Source organism: Dyadobacter luticola, assembly GCF_005860805.1.
Classification (GTDB): domain Bacteria; phylum Bacteroidota; class Bacteroidia; order Cytophagales; family Spirosomataceae; genus Dyadobacter; species Dyadobacter luticola.
In genome coordinates, this window is sequence record NZ_VCEJ01000004.1 from 509,691 (window position 1) to 531,807 (window position 22,117).

Sequence of the window (22,117 nt, forward strand, 5' to 3'; positions counted from 1 at the left end):
ATTTAGTATATTTACGGCTACTCCAACAAAAATGCAATAACACTCCTATGCCCATTCACGTAGCGATTACCCGTAAAGTACTTCTTGGAAAAGAGGAAGAGTTCAAAGAAGCGTTGCGGCAGTTTTTGGGCGATTCTTTTTGGCATGGCGGGGTGCATGGTGCCGCCATGATGACTGCTTTGCCGGGTAGCGAGAGCCGCGAAATTGGCATATTACGGACTTTCGCCAACCAGGCCGAGCGCGATGCTTTTTATAATTCAAAGTTTTTTAAAGATTGGGAAGCCTATGCGTCGACATTGACGGAAGAGCCGGTCTATCGGGAGCTTACCGGGCTAGAAGCGTGGTTTCGCTCACCGGTTCCTCCCCCGAGGTGGAAAATGGCAGTGGCCACACTTTGCGGCGTATACCCGACCAGCCTGTTTCTGACTTATGTTATCGGTCCATTCATTCAGCAACTTCATCCTGCGTTCCGGACCTTGATTATAGCCAGTTGTATGGTGGGGCTGCTTACCTGGGTTGTGATGCCGCAGGTTATCAAGGTTTTGAAGCCCTGGCTTTCGGGAAGCCTGAAAAGCAGCAAATAAAAAGTAATGATAGCAATGTAAGGCAAGACAACATTCAATCTCAATGCAGATGGATAAATCAAATGGCTATGAGGAGAACGCACTAATTTTCAGTAAAAGTCGCTCGCAGGATGCGAATGGAATTGGAGTATCGTCGATCCGGCGCTGGGCGAAGACGCTACCTCCGAATGCCACGGTGCTCGATATAGGTTGCGGTACCGGCGTGCCTGTTTCCAAGGTATTGGTGGAAGAGGGTTTGACTGTTTTCGGGCTCGATGCGTCACCTTCGATGGTTCAAATCTTCCGGCAGAACTTCCCCGACAACCCGGTCGCCTGCGAAGCCGTGGAGGACTCCCCATTTTTTAACCGGAAATTCGATGCGATTGTGGCGTGGGGATTGGTGTTTTTGCTGACCGAGAAAGAGCAGGAAATTGTCTTACAAAAAGCCGCTCATGCGCTGAATCGCGGCGGGAAATTTTTGTTTACTGCACCAGCTCAAAAGGTAACCTGGGAAGACGTTCTTACATTAAAGCAATCGCTGTCCCTCGGAGCAGAAAAGTATAGAGCCTTACTAATTGGATATGGGTTCTCAATGATCGAGGAATTCGAAGATGAGGGAGGGAATTATTATTATCATGCGGTTTTGAGTTGAGGAAACAAAAACTGCGACAGCCCGCCGCAGTTTTTATTTCTGATTGACAATAAAGCTGAAAATAACTTTCACCTTTCATACCAAAACCTACCCCAAACTTCTAAAACCCAAACATTCCCCCGGAAACCGAAATAGACTCCCCGGTAATCCACGCAGCATCCTCAGATGCCAGAAACACCGCTGCCTTCGCAATGTCTTCGGGCTGGCCTCTCCGACCCAGTGGCGTGTTGGCGACGAACATTTTTTCGTACTCGCTGCCGGGGGTGACGCCCGCGCTGGTGGCGCCTTCTGTTTCGGTGGCGCCTGGTAAGATGGAGTTAATGCGGACGTTTTTGGCGCCCAGCTCTTTGGATAAAGAAACCGTGATGGCGTCCAATGCGGCCTTTGTGGCGGAGTACAGCGAGACACCCGCCATCGGTGATTTGCTGGCGCCCGAACTGATGTTGATGATGTTACCGCCTTTTTCGCCAAACAATTTTAAAGCCGCCTGGATTGTGAGGACAGGCCCCAGCACATTGACATTGAAATGCTGATGAAAAGCTTCTGCCGTGGCGTGCTCAACTGGTAGAAATTGCTGAAATACCGCATTGTTCACCAGGATATCCAGCGTACCGAAAGCATTCTTCGCTTCTTCAAACAGCCGGATTACGTCGGCTTCTTTGGATATATCGCCCTGTACTGCAATGGCTTGGCCTCCGTTATTGGTAATTTCCGTTACCACGCGTTCCGCGCCTTCTTTGCTCGATGCGTAATTGACAACCACCCTGGCGCCTTCTGCGGCAAAGCGTTTTGCGATAGCGGCACCTATTCCTTTGGAAGCACCGGTAACGACCGCTACTTTGTTTTCTAACTTATTCATTTTGTGTATTCTATGAATGTGAATGATCGCTTAATTAAACTTTACCAGGTCCTTGAAAATCAATTGACCCCAGCTATCACCTTTCGCCTGCACAAGTAATCCGCCTTCCGAAAGTCCGCCGAGATCGACGGGTGCAAAACCAAGTTTTTCCGCCAGCGCGCCTACTTCTGCTGCCGCGCTATCATCGTCGCTCGCCAGATACACGACTCTGTTTCCGCCATGCACGGAAGGATCCTGGCCAAGAATCGCAGCGCCCAAATGATTGAAACCTTTCACAAGTCTGGCACCGGTGAAGGCCTGGGCGACGACCACTGCGGAAGGTTGTCCTCCGAGTTTTTCAGGAGATATTCCGTATGCATTGGTCACATCGATGATGATTTTTTCCTGCCAGTCGGGTAGTGCTTTTGCAACTTCCGGGTGCGATTCGAAACGCACCGCCAAAAAGATCACATCCGCATTGACGGCTTCCGCAAGGGTTGCGGGAATGATGGTAGGGCCGATTGCGGCCGCATCGGAGGCAAAACTTGCCGGGTCGCGCGTTGTGGCGATGGATACTTCGATGCCTTTGCGGGCAAATGCCTTGGCCAAAGCCTGGCCGATCTTTCCGAAACCGATGATGGCGTAACTCGCTGAGTTATTTTTTGATGGATTCATTTTTGAGATTGTTTAGTGACGCAGTTTTTGTGGATCCTGCGTCGGTGTGATTAATTATTTGGATAAATAGCTCAGCCCGCCATCCACAAGCAATTCGGCGCCGAGCATAAACGAAGAGTCGTCGGAGGCCAGGAAAACGGCGGTTTTCCCAATGTCGGAAGGTTGCCCGATCCGGCCGATCGGCATCACATCCGCCCAGTATTTTTTGACAGCTTCCAGTTGTTCTGCGGGCACGAACCGGTCGAATACGGGTGTATCCGTGGTGCCCGGTGAGATGACATTCGCCCTGATTTTTCTGTGCAAAAGGTCATTTGAAAAGCCTTTCGCGAAATGGATCACAGCCGCTTTGGCCGCGCCATATAAGGAAAATGAAGTATAGGCCCGGTGCGCTGCATTGGACCCGATAAGGATGATCGAGCCGCCGTCATTCATATACGGCAGTGCTTTGTTAACCGTGAAATAGACGCTTTTCAGGTTCAGGTCCATCGTCCGGTCATAGTCGGCTTCGGTAGTATCGGCCACAGAACCGAATGCAGCTCCGGTTACCGCACCACCTGCATTGACCACGATCACATCTATTTTACCAAACTTCTCGGATGTTTCTTTAAAGACCCTTTCCAGATCGGCAAGCCTGGTCACATCGGCATTGATACCAATAAAATTACCACCCAGTTGCGCCATAGAACGATCCAGCGTTTCCTGCGATCTGCCGACGATTGTTCCTACTGCACCTTCATTTAAAAACTCCTTGGCAATACCAAACCCGATACCGCTATTGCCGCCTGTAATTACCGCTACTTTATTCTCTAACTTGCTCATTTTCAATTTTATTTAAATTTGTATTGCAAAGGAACCATCAATAGTTTACTTTTGAAACTATTATAGTTTATTCTGGTTACCAATGGGTAACTACAAATTTTCAGAGCGATGAAAGACGAAAGATTCTGTAATTCAAATTGTCCGTTTACGAGAGCCATCGGCACGATTGGTAATAAATGGAAGCCGATGATTATCAATGTAATGGGAACCCGTACCATGCGTTTTGGTCAGCTTGACGCCATCGTCCCGCACATTTCAAGGAAAGTGCTGACCGAGCAGTTGAAAGAATTGGAAGAAGACGGCTTATTGGAAAGATTGGCTTACAAGGAATTGCCGCCGAGGGTTGAATATCGGTTATCAGAAAAGGGCCTGGCCTTTTTGCCAATTTTGGAGCACATTAAAGCGTGGAATATAAAGTATGAAGTAGCTACCATGCCCAGGCAGAGTGACTATAAATATGCAGAGCAGGACTGACCGCCACAACAAAGCAAACTTGGCCTCCACAGCAAAGTCACCGCTTCCGAAATCACTGATATTTGCATCAGAACTTAATAAAAAGAGCAATGAGCAATCAAACAGTATTGGTGACCGGCGGGACCGGATTTGTGGGCATCCACACGATTTTGCAACTTTTGCAGCAAGGATATACCGTTAAAACAACACTTAGGACATTGTCCAAAACACAAAGTATCGTTGACGCATTGAATGAAGCAGGGCTGACGGATTTGTCAAAATTGTCATTCTTTGAAGCAGATCTGACGAGCGATAATGGTTGGGACGCGGCCGTTGAAAACTGCGATTATGTGCTGCATGTAGCGTCACCTTTCCCGCTGGGCGAGCCGGAAGATGAGAATGATCTGATCATTCCAGCCCGTGACGGTTCCCTCAGGGTTTTAAAGGCGGCAAGAAATGCAGGCGTCAAACGGGTGGTACTTACTTCCTCCTTCGCGGCAATCGGCTATGGTTCAGATCGGAAAGGGCATATTTTTGATGAAAACGACTGGACGGATAAAGACGCTGCGATCCCTGCCTACATCAAATCCAAAACCATTGCAGAAGAAGCCGCCTGGGAATTTGTCAAAAATGAGGGCGAAGGGATGGAGCTGGCGGTTATCAATCCGGTCGGGATTTTTGGCCCGATCATCGGCGGCATTTATCCTGCTTCCTTTGAGGGGGTTATCAAGGCGATCTTAGACGGTAACATTAAAGAGAGTCCTGCTTTTACATTTGGCGTGGTGGATGTACGCGACGTGGCGGACATTCATATCAAGGCCATGCTCATGCCGGAAGCCGCCGGACAGCGTTTTCTGGCTACATCGGAAGGAGCCGTGAGTTTTTATGATGTGGCTGAGCTGATTAAAAAAGAACGTCCGGAAAGCGCATCTTTGATTGCCGACCTGCAACCGACAGCCGCAGAAGCATATACGAGCATGTCGAACAAAAAAGCAGTTAAAACGCTGAACTGGCATCCGCGCAGCAGGGAAGAAGCGATATTGGCGAGCGTGGACAGCCGGCCGAGGTGATTAAATTTGCGTAACATTTGTTATCGAAAAGTGGAAATCAACAAAATACACTCCTGCTACCTTGGTCCGGAAATTTCCCCGGAATACTTCATTCCGGAACATTATTTTATGTTCCTCTTGAAGGGTTCGATGAAGGCTTACGATGGTAACAAACGCTATTCCGTGCATCCGGGCGACTATTTTATCGCCCGGAAAAATCAACTGATCCACTACACCAAGTTCAAGGAAGATGACCAGTTTGAAAAAATCATCATTACCCTCGATGAAGCATTTTTAAGACGGTTTGCGGAGCGGCATTCTTGTGTTTCCGAACCATCGGACTACACGGATTCATTTTTATTTATTGAAGAAAACCACTTTTTGAAGCATTACATTCAATCTTTGGAGCCCTACTATCTCGGTAATCTTGAACTGGATGAAACCTTCGCCGATTTGAAACGCGAGGAATTATTGCTGATCTTACTCAAATCACAGCCCGGCCTCGCCAATATCTTCTTCAACTTCGGGATGCCGGACAAAATTGACCTGGAAGCATTCATGAACCGGAATTTTCGGTTCAATGTCAGCATGGAGCGGTTTGCTTTTCTGACGGGTCGCAGCGAATCCTCTTTCAAGCGTGATTTTCAAAAAACTTTTGGCATGACACCTGGAAACTGGCTGAAAAAGAAACGCTTAGATGAAGCGTATTTTCAAATTACACAGTACCACCAGCGGCCGAGCGATGTTTATCTCGAAGTAGGCTTCGAAGACCTGTCCCATTTTTCCTATGTTTTTAAAAAACAGTTTGGAAAAGCACCTTCACAATTGGCTGTTTAATTTCCGTATCTCCCCAAAATTTCACTACGTATAGTAGGAACTTGTCATTGCGCAGTGTAGTAGCATTCTTTTCTTTTGTCGGGCACATTACTCAATGTCATTAGGTCCCAGACAAATGAAGAAACTATACACTTCCGGCGGCGGCGCTTCTTTCCTGATTTTCTGCACATTGCTATTCATTCAACTGCTAATCAGCGAAGCATTTGCCGTCGGACGTGTTCAGGAACAAAAGCCTGCGGGCCATTTGAAATCAACCTCGTCGGCAGTTCTTCCGATTGTGTTTGTAAAAAGTGGGGCGCCCGGAGCAAATGATGGCAGCAGCTGGGAAAATGCGTATTGGGAACTGGCGGAAGCCCTCAAATATGCCCATGAAAATCCGGGTGTGGAGCAGATATGGGTTGCCAATGGAACCTACTATCCCCGCTATGATGGCGACTATATAGAACAAACCGGAGAAGGTTCGAGCAACAGCACGTTTCTGTTACTGCCTGATATCAAAATCTATGGCGGATTCAAAGGCACTGAACAAACGCTTGCCGAACGTAAGCTCAACATTTCCGCAGGTAATAGTGTGGAGGCTGAGGATGTTAACGGGCCACCTGCCTCCGTGCTGGACGGAAACGGGGTTGTCTTTCACGTAGTAACCTCTGCTGGCGATGTATTTGGCGCGAGCCTGGACGGATTTGTTATCCGGGGAGGAAATGCAAACAACGGGTCGGCAGTTTCTGTTAACGGGCGCGATATTCCGCAGAATGTCGGAGGTGGGATCGTTCTTTTCAATTCGGCGCCATCGCTGAGCAATTTACATATCACCAGCAATTATGCGCTGGATGGCAGCGGGATTTATGCTTCCGAATCCGATTTTGTTTTAACCAACGCGATTGTCAATGCGAATAGCGTGGATGGAAAAGGTGCGGTTTATACCCTGAATTCTTCTGCTATTTTAACCAACAATACGATCTCGGCGAATACCGGACAGACCAGTGCCGCGCTGGTACTTGCAGGCGCAGCTCCGAAAATCCGCAACACGATTATCAGCGCTAATCTCGGCACGGGCGCTGCGGTAGAAGTGCTGGATGGAACAGTGCCTTCTTTTGCCAACAGCATTGTGCCGGGAAGTGGCGGGAGCGGTTCATGGAATGCAGCTTTTGGAAACAATCTGGGCGGTAATTTGGATGTAAATCCTGCTTTGTTTGACGAGGGTAATGGTCTTTTAGGGTTAAAACCGGGCAGCCCTGCCGTCAACAAAGGCAATAATCTGTATTTCCAATCCGGCCAGAATCCCGATTTATCAGGCATTACAACCGATCCTCGCGGAACCCCGCGCATTATAAAAAATACCGTCGACATCGGCGCGCTGGAAAGTGTATACGGCATTTTATCAACCACACTCACGCCAAATGAGAATGGAATATTGTTTGTCAAAAAAGGCGGCTCTGGCTCGAAAAATGGACATGACTGGAACAACGCAGCAGCCGAAGTAGCCGATGCGGTTCTTGCCTCCCATCTTCTGAATGTCAGACAAATTTGGGTTGCAGGTGGCATTTATCATCCACTTTATCGCCTGGACGATTTTTCAAATGCCGATCCGAAAAGTCCTTTAAATAGCTTCCTTCTCACAGGTGACATTCAATTATACGGGGGATTTAAAGGGACTGAATCGTCGCTGGCAGAACGCAATCTCCGGCTGAAAGAGAATGCAAGTGTTTTGAGTGGTGACTTCAATCAGGATGATGAATTCAATTTTACTGACGTCTCGAACAATGGTATTCCTAATGCATTCAGCGAAAACGCCCACCACCTTGTTTACGGAATGTACCTGAACACGGATCGTGTCATGGACGGGTTCACGATCGAAGGAGCAAATAATACGTCTTCAAATGTGGACGACAGGCTTTTTATCCTTGAAACCAAAACTCCTGCCGCCTACGGGTCAGGCATATTCGTTTATCAGACACGACAAATAGCCATTTTTGACAGACTGATCATCAGAAACAATCTGGGACATGTGGGTGGAGGGTTCATGGGGTTTGAGGCGAGTTCGGGAATCTTCAATTCGGCCATCTACCACAATTATGACAAGGGATTTGGCAGTGCCATCCTCGATGGCAGAAATATCGCCGGAATTGGGATACTTAATACAACAGTCGCTCAGAATATATCTGAAATATCGGAATCGGGGATGGTTGGTGTCGCCGTTTTGTCTATCGACGGAAGACTTGCGGCGATTTACAACAGCATTATCACACAAAACGTCCGGCGCGGCGAAGGTGGCCCGGACCAGCTCAATTTTTTTTCCAACGCCACTGCTAGTTTTTCCAATAGTATCGTCGGCGGAAGTGGAGGAAGTGCAAACTGGCAGCTCGGAAGTGATGAAGATCAGGGCGGAAACCTGGATATAGACCCGCAATTTGTCGACACGGAAGCGGGCGACTTTTCACTGGATCAATGCAGCAGGGCTATTGATGCGGGCGATTTAAACGGGGTTGCCGCAGATGTGGTATCAAATACTGATTTGGCAGGAAACAATAGGATATTTAATAAACAGGTCGATATCGGTGCATTCGAATTTCAGGGTGTAAGGCCGCCCAATGCTTTTGCGCTGGCTGGAAATGCAAAAACCAGTTCATTCACATTCAGTGATGACGGTCCTAAGGTGGCGCATACTTTTACCGTAGCAGGTACTGTTTGCGATGCAGACCTTCTGACATTGATACCGGGCACCAATATAAGTGGCGACGTTACGGCCAAGGTGTGGGTAGATGCGCAGGTGAATTCGTACGCCGGCGCGGCATATCTTCAAAGGCATTTTGATATAACGCCTGCCGAGAACCCGGAATCTTCCTCGGGGCGGGTGGTACTGTATTTCACCCAGGCAGAATTTGACGCATTGAATGCAAAGTTGAGTCCTTCCGACTATCTACCAACCGGCCAAGTCGAGGGTGAAGACGGGAGAAAGGCCAACCTCCGGATTTACCAGTTTCACGGAGAAAGCTCCGATGGCAGTGGAAGCCCTTCGTCGTATACAGATTCCCGTACCGTGATCGACGCAGATGACTCGGATATCAGATTTAATGCGGCGTTGAACCGCTGGGAAGTAACATTCTCCGTGGAAGGGTTCAGCGGCTTTTTCGGAGGGACTGCTGCCCAGAATCCGTTGCCTGTGCGACTGATCAGTTTCGAGGGAAAGCAAACAGATGATCAAAAAGTGAAGCTCGACTGGAAAGTCGCCGAGCAGGAAAACATTCAGATGTATGAGATCGAGTATAGCGAAAACGGCAAAACGTTCTCCAAGATCGGAGAAGTAAGTGCCAACATCCTGACAAGTACCGCATATACCTACACCGATTCGCTCACGCACACCGGCGACCAGGCATATTATCGATTGAAAATCCTAGAATTCGACGGCAAAACAGGGTATAGCAAATTAATTTCCCTGAAACTACTGCACAATGCCGGACTGGTCGCTTATCCGGTCCCAGCCAGAAATGAGCTCTGGCTCGACTGGAAGAAAAGCAATGCAGGATCAGTTGAGTTGATCGATTCCGGAGGGAAGGTTTTAAGGGTAATTAAAAAATCATCCGGAGTTCAAAAAGTGGATATCTCCGGTTTGACGGGCGGCTTGTTTTTCTTGAAAACGGAGGGTAATGCGGTGTTGAAAGTGGTCAAAGAATAGGGGACTTGTGATAGACTATCCTTATGTGGGCGAGATCAAAATGTTTGCCGGGAAGATCGCTCCCGACGGCTGGACGTTCTGCGACGGGTCGCTGCTTCCGATCGCCGAAAACCATTTTCTCTTCAACCTGCTGGGAACAACTTACGGCGGCGACGGTCAGGCAACATTCGCGCTTCCGGATCTTAGAGGTCGCCTTCCCATCCATCAGGACGAAGGCCCCGGAAACGGAGAAAGGCCTTTCAGCGATGATGAACCCTATTTATACGTCAATTACATTATATCACTATACGGAATTTACTCCCCGAAAAGCCAGCATTAATCGTCTTTCAAGCTAACCCGATCCCCAAAATGGAAGAGCCTTTTCTAGCCGAAATCAGAGTCATTCCCGCCCGCATCGCACCAGAAGGCTGGGCCCGTTGCGACGGCCGAAAAATGCGCATCGCAGAGCATCCGGCATTATTCAAACTCCTGGGCAATACCTTCGGCGGCGACGGACAAGCTACCTTCGCACTCCCCAACCTGGTGGGCTGCAAGCCCGTGCCAATTGAGTTGCATTCGTTAAATCTCGCCTTGGTTAATTCAGCATCGCGCCCGCTCGGTCTGGAAAAAAACATTCAGCCAACTTCCGGCCAGCAAATGTATGGATCGACTTGTTTTTGCATTGCGTTGAAGGGGAGATTGCCGGTGGGGTAGGGTATCTGCCATAACGGACTTATCATAGTATCAATTAACTGCCTCAAAACAATATACGTTCAATTCTGTGCTAACAAAAATGCGTCCCTTTCTACCATTTTGAGCAGGTATCCCTGTTACAAAACCATTAAATATGGAGCCCCGATTGTTTTCTACCCTTGCATCTAGAGAAGGCATATCCCAAAGAAGCTTTCCGTTCTGTAGATCATATGCTCTCAAATTATCGCCCCTGATACAGTATAAAATTCCGTCTTGATGATAGAGATCACTATTAGTTGCAGTGGATGCTTTGGACCATAGCATAGCACCATTGCCGGCATCCATACAGTAAATAGTTCCATCCGTTCCATTAATGATGAGCTTATTTCCAGCTTTAATAATATCCAATCCCATCATTTGAGCCGAGGTCATTCTATATTGCCAAATGCGCTTTCCACTAAGAAGGTCAAAACAGCCCACCGAATTAAATGAAGTCAAAAACACTTTATCATGATCAATAATAGGCATGAGACTAGGGCTGCTTCCATCTTCTTCGATGCTCAAGGGAGCCCGTTTATAAACCCATGTATTTTTAGAGTAATTATAAAGTCCGAAGAAACTTCGCGTATTGTTGTATTTCACTTGGGGGCCAATTTCGTCATATGGAATTAGCAGCATTGTCTCGGTGCCGACAAGGAACGCTTTGTGACGGTAAATACTGCCAATATATGTTTCTTCGCCATTGTAGGCAGTGAATTCGTCACTATATGAAGGTTTTATAACTTCTGTTATTTTCTCGGAATTCAAATCCCCCATAAACATACTATCATCAATTTTTTTATGGTCTTTAGAGGTTGGTGGAATTCCGGAAATAAAATAGTTATTACCGATATTCGTCGGTCCGTCAGAGGAAAAAAACCCTCTCTGACTTTTCCAGACAGTTTTTCCAGTTTGATAGTTTATACAATAGTCTGAATATCGATCATGTAAGAGCAATTTCCCCTCGTTTACAACGATGCTTCCATGAAATGTCCTTTCTATTTGCTTTTTGTAAAAATCATCCCAGATCCAGATATTTTCGCCTGTATTTACATCCTTCAACTGAAGATAAAAGTCTCCATAAACTTTTGGATCAGCTGATTTTTGGATAGCGATACTAAGTACTCCTTTGCCATCGATAACGTAGCCATGATATAAGCCATAGGCCAGCGTTCCATCTGAAATACTGGATTTCCATAAAAAAGGCTGTTGTGTTACTACGCCGTCCTTGTCAGTTTGAGTGGTAATGTTATCAGGGTTGCATGCGAGCAACCCTGATAACATTAATACGAACGTTATAGAGAGTTTCATTTCAATTATGAATTCTAAATACCGATGAGTTGTTTCCACCATCAAATACCCAATTCATTGTGTCCTGTATCCTATTAATACGTTTAAACTCACCGTGATTAATATTGCCGAAGGCTTGTTGCGAAAACCCCTGCCATGCTCCTCCTTGATTCGTGGCGGATTCCTGAGTCACAACTCCATCACTCGGTATATCGTGATAAATGTTGTAAGCCGTAGGGTAAGTGAGTATGCAATAAGAGCGACATTGGGCAGGGTCGGGTTGAGTATCGCAGTAGGTGTAATAATATTCTTCCGAACAGGTGTTTTCCCAGTATGTGCCATTAACAGTTTCAACCCAAGTAGCGCCGATCACTTGCCGCCAGCCAGTATTAGAGTCAGTGTTAATCCAATTTTTTCCTTCTTGCCACTTATTTTTTCGCATTTGATGAAAGCCGTGTAGTGGTAGATTTACCCAACTCGCCGCTTCTTCCCCATTCGCAATAAGATTGTACTGATTCGCGATTTGCGAGGCCTTGTTTACACCGTCATCATCAGCTGAATTGTCTTTGGCGTATGTTCCCACAGTCCGCCAAAGGATAGGATAGGACTCGTTACCCCAAATTAATATTTTGGGCACTGAGGCTGAAAGGCCAACTTTGCTATTCTGATATGCACTTCCTGGACTAAGGTCTGTTGCCGTTTGTCCAGTAAGGCCAAAACTGCTCATTAAAATATCGTTGACTTTGCCTGCAATAGATTGTGAAAAGATTTCTCCAAGCAGACCTGAGACAGGGTCTAATTTGAGGCCAAGGCCGGCATATAATGGAGGTGCAGAGCCTGCTCCAACACCGGGGCCGGCCATCATGCGGTTAATGCCGTTATTAATGAAAGCTGCATTTGTTCCGTTGTAACCAGAAGCTGCTATCTGAGCACCTCTCAAAGGGGAGGCCATGGTTACAACTCCACTCCAGTGGATATTGTTTCCTAGGGTTACATGTCTTATAGCAGCACCTCCCATACTATGGCCTATACCAATGCGATTCGCGCCTCCAGTATATGTTTGTACCATTGTGGCCATGGAGCTTATTCCGTCGCCAGTAGGATAGCTGTTTCGGGAAGGGAGTAAAATAGGTCTGTTACTTTGATAAAATGTTGCTACTTCCTGAAGTGAAGAACTGTTTCCGCCAAGTCCGTGAATCCAATCTACACCGCGGCTTTGTGAAAAGCAGACGAGTGAAGTGCTTGCAATAAGACAGGAGGATAAAATGTATTTTACAAATAGTAGAGATTGCGTTTTCATGATAGAAAGTAAGGTTAAATGTTTACTTGAGTTTTCATACGGCTATAAAACGTTTGCTTGATGTGCCTCGTTTTTATCCCGTTTTTAGGATTCTCGTCGAACGATTCCGATAGAACCTTTTCAACCTGATTTCCTTTGTCTACAGGAGTATAAAAAATTGTGGAGCGGTAGAGCAATTTGCCTCCATTTTTATCGTGGAGTGTTTCCCCAACCAACCTTTTATTCTTAAAATCATAATACTGTACAGCATATTTAGATAGGTTTTCAATGCTTTCGTTGCTTTCCGCAGTGAATCGGGACAAATCAAATTTTATTTTTGTAATTCCTTTATCTTCATCTATCTCGGCATTTTTCTCTTTCGCCAAACCTAGAATATAGGCTTCGTTGATAAGCGGATGTCCTATTATTTCATTAGCAACCTGCCCTTTGTTGATTTCGGTCATTTTTAATATTTTTTCGGCCAGAGTTGTGAATCTTGTCACTTTTAGTTGTGATTTCCCAGTTTCATTTCCATTTGAATCATAGAAATGAGCTATATCATTTTCTATAAATGTTTTGTTTGAGATTACAGACTCAACCTTTTTTTTCTGCAACGACTGGGGTAATAGTTCCAACTTGGTGGGTTCCATTTGTGTAGTCGTTATTTCGTATCGTCCATCCAAAAACAATTTAAATTCGACTCCTTGCCTGTCCAAGCGAGGCTGCGCGTCAATTTCAATGAACGGTTTTTCCTTTGAATCCTCCGGGATTCTGGAAAGAATTTCTGTCGCAGAATATTCTTCAATTTCGTAAGATGCAGTAAATAGGGCTTCCGAAGATATCCTTGCTGATGAGGTGCCTCCGGAGGTGGATATCTCCTGAATAAGATTCTTGTCGCAAGAAGCTGTTGACAAGATTAAAGCCATTGCTGAAACAAACCTTATACTCCATAAAATAGGTGAGAAGGTCCTTGCACATTTTAATTTGAAATTTTCCATTCATTTAAATTTTTATAGGTGAGCATTGTTTTTGTACAATACAAAGTAACTTAAAGGCTATAATTGTATACCTTGTTCTATGACACGGATTTGGCTTGCGCTACGACACAGATTTGTCTTGTCCGGCGACAAGATTTGCACCACTTCTGGGGAAAACGATTGGAAACGTCAGCTTGCTTGCACTTTTATGAAAGTCACCGAAGACACAAAACCGCTACAAAAGATCCTGGATGCTTCCAGATTTATTCTGTCAGAAGATGTGAAAACGCGCTTTCAGGATAGTATGAGGCGCTTTATGATTCCGAAAGGGCGGGTGCTGGTGGATGTGGGGCAGGTCAGTAAATGTCTGTATCTGATTGAAAAAGGCGCCATGCGAACTTATTACCTGAGAGGCTCAGAGGACATCACTTCGCTTCTTGTTTCTGACGGCGACATCGTGTGTATTGCGGAGAGTTTTCTGATGCAAAAAGCGTCAAATGATGTATTGGAAACATTGGAAGACACCACAGGCATTTCGATTTCCTATGAGGCGTATCGCAAGCTTGTGGAAGAAGATGTTCATATGGCCGGTTTGGCCGTACAGTTGCTGGAACAACACCTGATCAATTTCACCGATCGCGTAAAGGTCTTTAAATATCTTTCTGTAGAACAAAGGATCGCACATTACATCAGTCAGCCATCGTCCCTTTTCCGGCGAATTCCTGACCATTATATAGCAACCTACCTGGGCACCACCGCAGCCACTTTTAGTAGATGTTTAAAAACAATAAACCTGGATAAAGCTGCTCATTAAGCGTCTGTTAGAGGTAGGTTTGGAGCTCTTTAGACGCTGAAAGCGTCGGTTAATAAATCAATTAGTTCGTTGAAATTAAAAAGCAATGCTAACGCTTTAATAAATCAAGAATCTCTGACGATTTTAACCCGGGATACTTTTGTAAACGCCGCATAATAAAATACAGAAGACCATTGGCCAGTGTCGGGACATTTGTTGATTTTAAATATTTGCGTTGCCCGCTGAAATAAATATCGAGCGTAATTTCGGGAGAATCCTTCACCTCGACGGTCCCGAATTGCAGGCTTCTGATGCTGCTGTTTTGCAGCGTTTTAATAAACTCCTGATAAGTGCTGTCATCGAGCACGGCGACGTAATGTCCGGTCGCCAGGTCACCATTGTACTTATAATAGTTATTTGTAATGTTTAGCGAGAGATTTTTCTGGTTGTCGAGTTTAATGGTAACCGTGGGACTTTCCCAGGCAGGCGTAGCATGGTAAATCATTTTCTCGAAAACAATGGTCGTATCAATCAAATCCTGTTTTCTGCTAAGTTTTAAAAGCGGTCGGTTTTGGAAATATTTTTTGGACAATTTGGAAACCGGCCTCACGACGAGGCTTGAATTATTACTGCTGATGATTTTCAAATCATACCGGTCTGTATACTCCACTTTGAAGTCGGTAGCAGAGCTTGTATAAATATGCTGGAAACTCAATGTATCGCCATAAATAAACAAATGGAAATAACTCTCCTGCAACAAGTTGTTTGCCAGGACATTAGTAGAGTCGCGGCCCAGATTCCGGATTTCGATCAGCTCTTGCTGCGAAGTTACCCAGGTTCCTTTAAGCTTTGCTGGCTGCGCAAACGCATGATGCCCAAGCGCGACGGCAATCAAAATAAGCGATGTAATGTGTAGTTTCATTCCTGCCTAACAATTTCCAGTCAAATATATAAGAAAATTATATATAAGTAGTTAGTCTGTTGCTGCTTCGAACCTTTAACTAATGATAATTTTACGCTGCGGGAAAAATGTACAAGTCGCTTGGTATTTTATCCATTCTTCTGCGGAGTTAAAGAGGCAACCTTTGTCATGTCGAAACGAAACGACAATCTGCTAATGGTTAGCAAATTAACTCAAACATCCAACGTACTGCTCACATGAAAACTGTTGCCTTCACCATCGCCCTCGTATTCACATTGATCCAAAGCCAAATGCTATTTGCACAATCCCGCAAGCCGGCCGCATTTGGAAGAGAAGAATACATTGAAGTAGAAAAAAATGTAAAACTCCATGTGATCGACCTGGGCGAAGGTCAGCCTGTAGTCCTCATTCACGGCTGGCCGCTCAATAATGAGATGTACGAATATCAATACCAATATCTGGTTGAAAAAGGGTTCAGAGTGATCGGCATTTCGCTCCGCGGGTTCGGAAAGTCGGACAGACCTTATGGGAAATATGACTTCGATACTTTCTCCGACGACATTAAGGTAGTTTTGGAAAAACTGAAAATTGAAAACGCAACACTGGGAGGATTTTCGATGGGAAGCGCTGTGGTGCTGCACTATGTGACCAAATATAACAGCGCGCACATCAGCAAGCTGGCCGTATTCGGCGCCACCGGTCCGTCTTGGAAACAGCGCGAAGGTTATCCGTTCGGCATCACCGAACAGGGTGCAAAAGACCTGATCAAGCAGACCAAAACCAACCGCGAGTAACTGATTTCTGGTTTCGGAAAAGCATTTCAGGGACAAGAAGGAGGACTTTCCGAAGAGACGATGAGATGGTTGGAAAACATCAACCTGAATGCCTCACCTTACGCTACAACACAGGCAATCAGCGCCTTGGGAGAGCTGGACCTGCGCCCGGTATTGTCGAAAATCAAAATCCCGGTGGCGATATTCCATGGTGTGAACGACAAACTGTGTGATTTCAAAGGTGCTGAGCAGCTTGAAAAAGCCATCAAAGGTTCGCACATCATCAAATTTGAAAAAGGCGGCCACGGATTTTTCATTGAAGAAATGGATAAATTCAATGCTGAACTTGAAAAATTCGCAAGAAGCTAGATAAACGATTCCACCTGTGAAGCGATGATTGCTTCACAGGTTTTTTCTTTATTTGAAACAAAAAAATCCCGATATTCCCAAGCGTATATAGCTATGAGTACAACTGTTTTCAACAACAATTTAAAGACGCTGGGATTGCTGCAAGTGAATCAGGAGCAAACGGATCTGATCAACGGGCCTGCTTATAAGGAATACATTAAAATTCTGTATCTGCCTGCTGGCTATAAGCTGAGGGTGGATTTTGCGTGTTATGAAACGCAGCAGCCGACTTTGTTTTTTATGAGTCCCAATCAGTATCTCGAATTGGAAAAAGCAGGCGAGGGAAGTGGATATTTCATTTTTTACAACCGTGATTTTTATTGTATTCAGATTCACGATCAGGAAGTTGCGTGCGATGGGTTGCTGTTCAATAACATTCGGAATATGCCCAAAGTGGAGCTTTCGGATGCAGAAATTGCGTTTCTGGGAGGGTTATTTCAAGAGATGATCCAGGAATTTAACCTCAACGACAGCTCGATGGAAGAAATGGTCCGCACCTATCTCAAACAACTCCTCATCCGCGCCACGCGCGCCTGGAAAAGGCAGCATCTAACGCACGACGTCACCGGGCAGCAAAGCGATCTTGAATTTTTCCGCAGATTTACCAGGCTTGTCGACGAACATTATAAATCCAAACACACCGTAGCCGACTACGCCGATTTTCTATGCATGGCGCCAAAAACGATCACGCACAAATTCAACCGGTTACGGTTGCCACAGCCCAATGAAGTGATCAAAAACCGCATTATCCTCGAAGCAAAGCGTTTATTGGTGCATACTTCGCTGACTGCCAAAGAAATCGCTTATGACCTGGGTTACAATGATCCGGCTTATTTCAGCAGGTTGTTCCAATCCAAAACGGGTGAGTCGCCATCGGGTTTCCGGGCGGGCTTTACGGGATAGACTTGCCGTCTTAGGGTTTTTTGAAACGCAAAGGCATAGATAGCAAACCAGAAGAGTGATTTAGAGTAAAACCATTGCTACTTCGCGAGCTGCAAATCCGCAATGCTCTTGATCCGGTTCCTTTCCAAAAATGCGTCAATCGTTTCAAAATGTTCGATTACGCGCTTTTCTTTAAATTCAAAAACCTTTTGAGATAAGCCTTGTAAAAAGTCCCGGTCGTGGGAAACGAGTACCAATGTTCCGTCAAAATTCCGGAGTGCTTCTTTCAGAACATCCTTGGATTTTAAATCTAAATGGTTCGTAGGCTCATCGAGAATCAGCAGGTTTACGGGCTCCAATAGCAGCTTCACCATCGCGAGCCGCGTTTTTTCTCCGCCCGATAATACGCTCACTTTCTTGTCGATATCATCACCCTGAAACATAAAGGCACCCAGGATATTCTTGATCTGCGTTCTTACATCGCCTTCTGCAACTTCGTCCACGGTTTGGAAAATCGTCAGGTTAGGATCCAGCAAGGCAGCCTGGTTTTGCGCAAAGTAGCCGACTTTGACATTATGCCCCAGCTGGCAGGTTCCTTCGACATCGATCTGGCCCATGATGGCTTTGATCATCGTCGATTTACCCTCCCCATTTCGTCCGACAAACGATACCTTTTCGCCTCTGGAAATGGTCATACTGGCATTTTTAAACACCACATGATCACCGTAAGATTTGGAAACATCCTTCACGGTCACCGGATAGTCGCCCGACCGTGGAGAAGGTGGAAAACGCAATTTCAGGGCTGAATTGTCGATTTCGTCGATTTCAATGATTTCCAGCTTTTCCAGCATGCGTTCGCGGGAAGAAACCTGGTTGGTTTTGGAGTAAGTCCCGCGGAAGCGTTCGATGAATTGCATGTTATCGGCAATCATTTTCTGCTGCTCCTGGTATGCCTTGATCTGGTGTGAGCGGCGTTCTTCGCGCAGCACCAGATAATGCGAATAATTGGCTTTATAGTCAAAAATCCGTCCCATCGTTACTTCAATGGTGCGGTTGGTAATGTTGTCGATAAAGGCGCGGTCGTGGGAAATGACCATCACCGCATTGGATTTGTTCACCAGAAAATCTTCCAGCCACATCACCGATTCAATGTCAATGTGGTTTGTTGGCTCATCGAGTAAAATGAGGTCGGGCTTTTGCAAAAGGATTTTGGCCAGCTCAATGCGCATACGCCAGCCTCCGCTGAATTCCTTGGTTTGGCGGTGAAAATCTTCCGGCCTGAATCCCAGTCCTTTTAGGGCTTTCTCCACCTCCGCGTCGTAATTGACTTCTTCCAGCTGATAATATTTTTCACCGAGCTCAGTCACTTTTTCGATGATCGCCATGTACTCGTCACTGTCGTAATCCGTACGGGTTTCGAGCGCGTGATTGAGTTGTTCCATTTCGGCACGCATTTCAAAAACCTGCTTGAATGCTTTGGCGGCCTCTTCAAAAACGGTACAGTTATCTTCGGTCAGCAAATGTTGCGGCAAATAGGCGATTACGGCATCTTTGGGTGCGCGAACATGGCCGCGATTGGCTTTTTGTTCTCCCGCAATGATCTTCATCATCGTGGATTTCCCTGCTCCGTTTTTACCCATCAGGGCAATTTTATCGGTAGGATTGATAGCGAAAGAAACCTCACTAAAAAGCGTAGAACCGCTAAATTCAACGGCCAAATTTTCAACTGTAATCATCGTCTCATTTTTTGAAGCCGCAAAGGTACGAGGATACGATTGAAAGAACGAAAAAAGTCAATGTGCCAAATGTTAATTGTTAAGTGTCTTTTCGATAATATAACGTGGGCGGCTTTTCACTTCCTGATAAATCTTGCCGATGTATTCGCCGATGAGTCCGATAGCCATCATGTTGAAGCCGTTGAAAAACATCAGGGGAAGTAAAGTCGAGGTCCAGCCGGGTATGGCATCGCCGAGAATGAAGGAAAAGAGAATGTATGCAACAATCAACATGGCTATCAGGAAATTGATTATGCCGAAATAGGAGACCACCCTCATGGGGAATGTTGAAAATGACGTGATCCCATTCCACGCGAATAAAAGCATTTTGTTGAGCGGGTATTTCGTTTCACCAGCCTCTCTGGCCAGGCGGCTATAATAGACCTTTTCACTTTCGAAACCAATCAGCGGCACTATACCGCGAAGGAATATATTGGCCTCCCGGAAATTATTTAATTCTTTTAAAACGCGTTGATCGATCAGTCGGAAGTCGGCATGATTGAATATGACAGGCACGCCCATCTTTTGCATTAACACATAAAAACCTTCAGCGGTGATGCGCTTGAACCAGGCGTCAGCGCTGCGGTCATTCCGCACACCATAAACGATCATTGCACCTTTATGATGCTTTTCGATCATGGCTGTGATGGCATGAATATCATCCTGTAAATCTGCATCAATGGTAATAAAACAATCAAAGTCATCTACATGCTTTTCCAAGCCAGCCAGAATCGCCTGCTGGTGGCCAAAATTCCTGGATAAAGTGATTCCAACAACATTAACATTTTGGGTGCATATCTCCTGAATCATAGCCCAGGTCTTATCTGAGCTGCCATCATCAACAAAACAGATCTGACTGTTTTCTGCAACAACTCCCTGCCTTTTGATATGGTAATAGTAGTCTATTAATGTTTCATATGTTTGACGAATTATCGCTTCCTCGTTATAACAGGGCACTACTAACAACAGACGCGCTGGTTGCATACTCGCACTTTAAGTTTGTAACTATGTATCGTGAAGGAAAAGATTTGCGAATTATATCAGATTATTTCCGACTTAGCGTAGACCTGATGGCTTTCCGTCTTATTAACCATTTTGAATCCCATCGACTGAGGGTTTCCAATGAACTGTTTATAAGATGGATCATCTTTAAAGTAGTCATTCATCTTATCATTAATAATTACGCAATTTATTTTGTAATTATTAATGCAAATATCAAAATGCGATGGTCTGATAATATCATAATAGTTAAATAGCCAATTCTGTCCGACAAAACGGTTATATGAAAACGGTGCATCTCCACCAAGAACCGACACGCGTCCTTTCAAATTACAAGCCCTGAGCATTAGAGAAAAATCTTTGGAAGGAAGTGGCTTATTTTCAATGCTCTTTTTGTATTGCGGAACATACAGCAAAGAAATTAAAAGAATGCTGAACCCGACAATTGTTAACCTGAACCAACGGCGCTCAGTTTCAATAATTCTCTTGAAGCTGAGGCTAGTACATAATAATGAGAATAAGAATAGATAAAGAAAGAAATGATAGAGAATGTAGTGCGGTCGGGGATAAATAAAGAAGTTAGAAATGTAAGTTGGAACAAGGATTATCAAGAAAATAATTAGGAAGAATAGATTTTCTTTGAAAATGAGTTTCAAATTAGTGTAGGTTTTGGTATAGTTTATTCGAAAAATAGTCAGTAGCCCAAGAAGAATAAGTACATATTTGCGAAAAGGAAATTGAATATTTTCAAAAATAATGCTTGTGAAATAGGTTGGAAGCATTTTCAGATAATTAACTATATTAAGCTTAATGTGCCAAATTACCAAACTTGGGCTGGTTATGATGGCGTCTTTTATGGATACCAGCTTGTGACCAAAAGCTTCTGTGGTAATCTGGTTGAAATGATTCCAGGGAGATAAATTTAGCTGTGGGTTGGCCTGGATATAATTAATAGAAAAATGATGTTTAAATGTCCAAAAACTCCTGTCCCGTTCGCCAATCGGTGTGCCTAAAAAGTATCCGGATAGAATTGCCACGGATATGATAATCAATAGATATTTATATTGTCCTTCATGATAACTCAAGTATGCGGTGACCAAGGTTAAAAGAAAAAATCCGATATATAGCTCGGGCCTGGCGTAGGCGGCCAAAAGGACAAAAAGGCAGCAGAAGAATACTTTATGTATATTCTTTTTAGAATAGCTGAATGCCAAAAGCCCCAGCAGCAAGTAGATAATTGCGTAATGCGTTAGTTTGGGCGTTATCGGATAGTTGAGAAGAGAGAACATGAACATGATCGCGATAATGGCTGATAACCAGATATTTACGCCTCGACTTCTTAATAGTAGATAAAAAAGTATGAACGGAACGGAGGAAGTGATGATGTAGTTAATGTAAAATGTCTTTATCGCATCATTTGTGAGAAGTTGGAGAAGCAATTGAAAGGTATAGTAAAGTGGCCCGTCATCAGCGCCTCTGTATTTCCCTTCCAACAGCATCATGCCAAATGAAAAATACAGATCATCATCATCTGAAATGATATCCAGTCGATTACTGTAATTATAATTTAGTAAAACGGCTGCGATCAGAACAAATGAAAATGCAAGAATGTCAAAGGATACTACTTGTTGTTTTATCTTGTATAGATATTTCATAGTTGCTAGTATGTATTTAATCAGTTATTGGGCTCGCTAGTAATGAATGATTGGTCACTTTTGTAGGTCGTTTTATTATGTATGTATTATA

Annotated in this window: 22 protein-coding genes; 12 read left to right on the forward strand and 10 right to left on the reverse strand. The window is 45.0% G+C overall.

Annotation, left to right across the window (positions count from 1 at the left end):
• Window positions 1-47: 47 nt before the first annotated feature.
• Together FEN17_RS12830 and FEN17_RS12835 are read left to right on the forward strand one after the other, a co-directional pair.
• Window positions 48-584 (forward strand): putative antibiotic biosynthesis monooxygenase, encoded by a 537-nt coding sequence (locus FEN17_RS12830; protein WP_138365752.1) that lies wholly within the window; start codon window positions 48-50, stop codon window positions 582-584.
• A gap of 49 nt (window positions 585-633) precedes the next feature.
• Window positions 634-1,215, forward strand: a complete 582-nt coding sequence (locus FEN17_RS12835) for a class I SAM-dependent methyltransferase (protein WP_138365753.1) — start codon at window positions 634-636, stop codon at window positions 1,213-1,215.
• Between the two features lie 100 nt (window positions 1,216-1,315).
• On the opposite strand, the gene FEN17_RS12840 is transcribed toward FEN17_RS12835, so the two are convergent.
• From FEN17_RS12840 to FEN17_RS12850, 3 genes are read right to left on the reverse strand one after another with little or no spacing between them, the layout of a single operon-like run.
• Window positions 1,316-2,074 carry an SDR family NAD(P)-dependent oxidoreductase gene (locus FEN17_RS12840; RefSeq protein ID WP_138365754.1) on the reverse strand — a complete coding sequence of 253 codons (759 nt, stop codon included), beginning with the start codon at window positions 2,072-2,074 and terminating at the stop codon, window positions 1,316-1,318.
• 30 nt (window positions 2,075-2,104) lie between these two features.
• Window positions 2,105-2,728 (reverse strand): NADPH-dependent F420 reductase, encoded by a 624-nt coding sequence (locus FEN17_RS12845; protein ID WP_138365755.1) that lies wholly within the window; start codon window positions 2,726-2,728, stop codon window positions 2,105-2,107.
• A 54-nt stretch (window positions 2,729-2,782) separates the two neighbouring features.
• The gene (locus tag FEN17_RS12850) at window positions 2,783-3,547 is read right to left on the reverse strand and encodes an SDR family NAD(P)-dependent oxidoreductase (RefSeq protein WP_138365756.1); all 765 of its coding nucleotides are present in this window, start codon (window positions 3,545-3,547) and stop codon (window positions 2,783-2,785) included.
• A 108-nt stretch (window positions 3,548-3,655) separates the two neighbouring features.
• On the opposite strand from FEN17_RS12850, the gene FEN17_RS12855 reads away from it, so the two are divergent.
• The 6 genes from FEN17_RS12855 (at window position 3,656) to FEN17_RS12880 (ending at window position 10,255) form a co-directional block, all read left to right on the forward strand.
• A complete protein-coding gene (locus FEN17_RS12855) occupies window positions 3,656-4,021 on the forward strand; it encodes a winged helix-turn-helix transcriptional regulator (protein WP_138365757.1) in 366 nt (121 codons plus the stop codon).
• A gap of 89 nt (window positions 4,022-4,110) precedes the next feature.
• Window positions 4,111-5,070 (forward strand): SDR family oxidoreductase, encoded by a 960-nt coding sequence (locus tag FEN17_RS12860; protein WP_138365758.1) that lies wholly within the window; start codon window positions 4,111-4,113, stop codon window positions 5,068-5,070.
• Between the two features lie 30 nt (window positions 5,071-5,100).
• The gene (locus tag FEN17_RS12865; RefSeq protein WP_171037918.1) at window positions 5,101-5,886 is read left to right on the forward strand and encodes a helix-turn-helix domain-containing protein; all 786 of its coding nucleotides are present in this window, start codon (window positions 5,101-5,103) and stop codon (window positions 5,884-5,886) included.
• 115 nt (window positions 5,887-6,001) lie between these two features.
• Window positions 6,002-9,562 (forward strand): choice-of-anchor Q domain-containing protein, encoded by a 3,561-nt coding sequence (locus FEN17_RS12870; RefSeq protein WP_138365759.1) that lies wholly within the window; start codon window positions 6,002-6,004, stop codon window positions 9,560-9,562.
• 7 nt (window positions 9,563-9,569) lie between these two features.
• A complete protein-coding gene (locus FEN17_RS27840) occupies window positions 9,570-9,881 on the forward strand; it encodes a phage tail protein (protein ID WP_310589760.1) in 312 nt (103 codons plus the stop codon).
• 29 nt (window positions 9,882-9,910) lie between these two features.
• On the forward strand, window positions 9,911-10,255 hold the full coding sequence (locus FEN17_RS12880) for a phage tail protein (RefSeq protein WP_138365760.1): 345 nt from the start codon (window positions 9,911-9,913) through the stop codon (window positions 10,253-10,255).
• Window positions 10,256-10,285: 30 nt separating this feature from the next.
• Here FEN17_RS12880 and FEN17_RS12885 read toward each other — a convergent pair whose 3' ends face one another.
• The 3 genes from FEN17_RS12885 to FEN17_RS12895 are packed head-to-tail and all read right to left on the reverse strand — an operon-like array spanning window position 10,286 to window position 13,840.
• Complete coding sequence (locus FEN17_RS12885) at window positions 10,286-11,584, reverse strand: outer membrane protein assembly factor BamB family protein (RefSeq protein WP_171037919.1); 1,299 nt, start codon at window positions 11,582-11,584, stop codon at window positions 10,286-10,288.
• A 1-nt stretch (window position 11,585) separates the two neighbouring features.
• Window positions 11,586-12,863: a lipase family protein gene (locus tag FEN17_RS12890; protein WP_138365762.1), complete on the reverse strand. Its 1,278-nt coding sequence runs from the start codon at window positions 12,861-12,863 to the stop codon at window positions 11,586-11,588.
• A gap of 14 nt (window positions 12,864-12,877) precedes the next feature.
• On the reverse strand, window positions 12,878-13,840 hold the full coding sequence (locus tag FEN17_RS12895) for a hypothetical protein (RefSeq protein ID WP_138365763.1): 963 nt from the start codon (window positions 13,838-13,840) through the stop codon (window positions 12,878-12,880).
• A 187-nt stretch (window positions 13,841-14,027) separates the two neighbouring features.
• Here FEN17_RS12895 and FEN17_RS12900 point away from each other — a divergent pair, with 187 nt between their 5' ends.
• Window positions 14,028-14,633, forward strand: a complete 606-nt coding sequence (locus FEN17_RS12900) for a Crp/Fnr family transcriptional regulator (protein ID WP_138365764.1) — start codon at window positions 14,028-14,030, stop codon at window positions 14,631-14,633.
• 88 nt (window positions 14,634-14,721) lie between these two features.
• Here the strand turns inward: FEN17_RS12900 and FEN17_RS12905 are convergent, their stop codons facing one another.
• Window positions 14,722-15,534, reverse strand: coding sequence for a hypothetical protein (locus FEN17_RS12905; RefSeq protein WP_138365765.1), 813 nt, complete (start codon window positions 15,532-15,534; stop codon window positions 14,722-14,724).
• 236 nt (window positions 15,535-15,770) lie between these two features.
• Between FEN17_RS12905 and FEN17_RS27680 the strand changes: the two genes are divergently transcribed.
• From FEN17_RS27680 to FEN17_RS12915, 3 genes are all read left to right on the forward strand, one after another.
• Complete coding sequence (locus FEN17_RS27680) at window positions 15,771-16,328, forward strand: alpha/beta fold hydrolase (RefSeq protein ID WP_229208808.1); 558 nt, start codon at window positions 15,771-15,773, stop codon at window positions 16,326-16,328.
• Between the two features lie 60 nt (window positions 16,329-16,388).
• Window positions 16,389-16,676: an alpha/beta fold hydrolase gene (locus tag FEN17_RS27685; RefSeq protein ID WP_229208809.1), complete on the forward strand. Its 288-nt coding sequence runs from the start codon at window positions 16,389-16,391 to the stop codon at window positions 16,674-16,676.
• Window positions 16,677-16,769: 93 nt separating this feature from the next.
• Entirely contained in the window at window positions 16,770-17,618 is an 849-nt protein-coding gene (locus tag FEN17_RS12915; RefSeq protein WP_138365766.1) for a helix-turn-helix domain-containing protein, read from the forward strand.
• Window positions 17,619-17,695: 77 nt separating this feature from the next.
• On the opposite strand, the gene FEN17_RS12920 is transcribed toward FEN17_RS12915, so the two are convergent.
• The 3 genes from FEN17_RS12920 to FEN17_RS12930 form a co-directional block, all read right to left on the reverse strand.
• A complete protein-coding gene (locus tag FEN17_RS12920; protein WP_138365767.1) occupies window positions 17,696-19,333 on the reverse strand; it encodes an ABC-F family ATP-binding cassette domain-containing protein in 1,638 nt (545 codons plus the stop codon).
• Between the two features lie 72 nt (window positions 19,334-19,405).
• A complete protein-coding gene (locus FEN17_RS12925) occupies window positions 19,406-20,356 on the reverse strand; it encodes a glycosyltransferase family 2 protein (RefSeq protein ID WP_138365768.1) in 951 nt (316 codons plus the stop codon).
• A 56-nt stretch (window positions 20,357-20,412) separates the two neighbouring features.
• Window positions 20,413-22,026 (reverse strand): hypothetical protein, encoded by a 1,614-nt coding sequence (locus FEN17_RS12930; protein WP_138365769.1) that lies wholly within the window; start codon window positions 22,024-22,026, stop codon window positions 20,413-20,415.
• Window positions 22,027-22,117 lie beyond the last annotated feature (91 nt).

Excerpts from the sequence above, each read along its gene's own strand:
- FEN17_RS12890 (WP_138365762.1), bottom strand. The coding sequence starts at position 12,863 with ATGAAAACGCAATCTCTACTATTTGTAAAATACATTTTATCCTCCTGT.
- FEN17_RS27680 (WP_229208808.1), top strand. The coding sequence starts at position 15,771 with ATGAAAACTGTTGCCTTCACCATCGCCCTCGTATTCACATTGATCCAA.
- FEN17_RS12915 (WP_138365766.1), top strand. The coding sequence starts at position 16,770 with ATGAGTACAACTGTTTTCAACAACAATTTAAAGACGCTGGGATTGCTG.
- FEN17_RS12850 (WP_138365756.1), bottom strand. The coding sequence starts at position 3,547 with ATGAGCAAGTTAGAGAATAAAGTAGCGGTAATTACAGGCGGCAATAGC.
- FEN17_RS12845 (WP_138365755.1), bottom strand. The coding sequence starts at position 2,728 with ATGAATCCATCAAAAAATAACTCAGCGAGTTACGCCATCATCGGTTTC.
- FEN17_RS12930 (WP_138365769.1), bottom strand. The coding sequence starts at position 22,026 with ATGAAATATCTATACAAGATAAAACAACAAGTAGTATCCTTTGACATT.
- FEN17_RS12870 (WP_138365759.1), top strand. The coding sequence starts at position 6,002 with ATGAAGAAACTATACACTTCCGGCGGCGGCGCTTCTTTCCTGATTTTC.
- FEN17_RS12880 (WP_138365760.1), top strand. The coding sequence starts at position 9,911 with ATGGAAGAGCCTTTTCTAGCCGAAATCAGAGTCATTCCCGCCCGCATC.
- FEN17_RS12855 (WP_138365757.1), top strand. The coding sequence starts at position 3,656 with ATGAAAGACGAAAGATTCTGTAATTCAAATTGTCCGTTTACGAGAGCC.
- FEN17_RS12905 (WP_138365765.1), bottom strand. The coding sequence starts at position 15,534 with ATGAAACTACACATTACATCGCTTATTTTGATTGCCGTCGCGCTTGGG.
- FEN17_RS12920 (WP_138365767.1), bottom strand. The coding sequence starts at position 19,333 with ATGATTACAGTTGAAAATTTGGCCGTTGAATTTAGCGGTTCTACGCTT.
- FEN17_RS12830 (WP_138365752.1), top strand. The coding sequence starts at position 48 with ATGCCCATTCACGTAGCGATTACCCGTAAAGTACTTCTTGGAAAAGAG.
- FEN17_RS12900 (WP_138365764.1), top strand. The coding sequence starts at position 14,028 with ATGAAAGTCACCGAAGACACAAAACCGCTACAAAAGATCCTGGATGCT.
- FEN17_RS12895 (WP_138365763.1), bottom strand. The coding sequence starts at position 13,840 with ATGGAAAATTTCAAATTAAAATGTGCAAGGACCTTCTCACCTATTTTA.
- FEN17_RS27685 (WP_229208809.1), top strand. The coding sequence starts at position 16,389 with ATGAGATGGTTGGAAAACATCAACCTGAATGCCTCACCTTACGCTACA.
- FEN17_RS12860 (WP_138365758.1), top strand. The coding sequence starts at position 4,111 with ATGAGCAATCAAACAGTATTGGTGACCGGCGGGACCGGATTTGTGGGC.
- FEN17_RS12835 (WP_138365753.1), top strand. The coding sequence starts at position 634 with ATGGATAAATCAAATGGCTATGAGGAGAACGCACTAATTTTCAGTAAA.
- FEN17_RS12885 (WP_171037919.1), bottom strand. The coding sequence starts at position 11,584 with ATGAAACTCTCTATAACGTTCGTATTAATGTTATCAGGGTTGCTCGCA.
- FEN17_RS12925 (WP_138365768.1), bottom strand. The coding sequence starts at position 20,356 with ATGCAACCAGCGCGTCTGTTGTTAGTAGTGCCCTGTTATAACGAGGAA.
- FEN17_RS12840 (WP_138365754.1), bottom strand. The coding sequence starts at position 2,074 with ATGAATAAGTTAGAAAACAAAGTAGCGGTCGTTACCGGTGCTTCCAAA.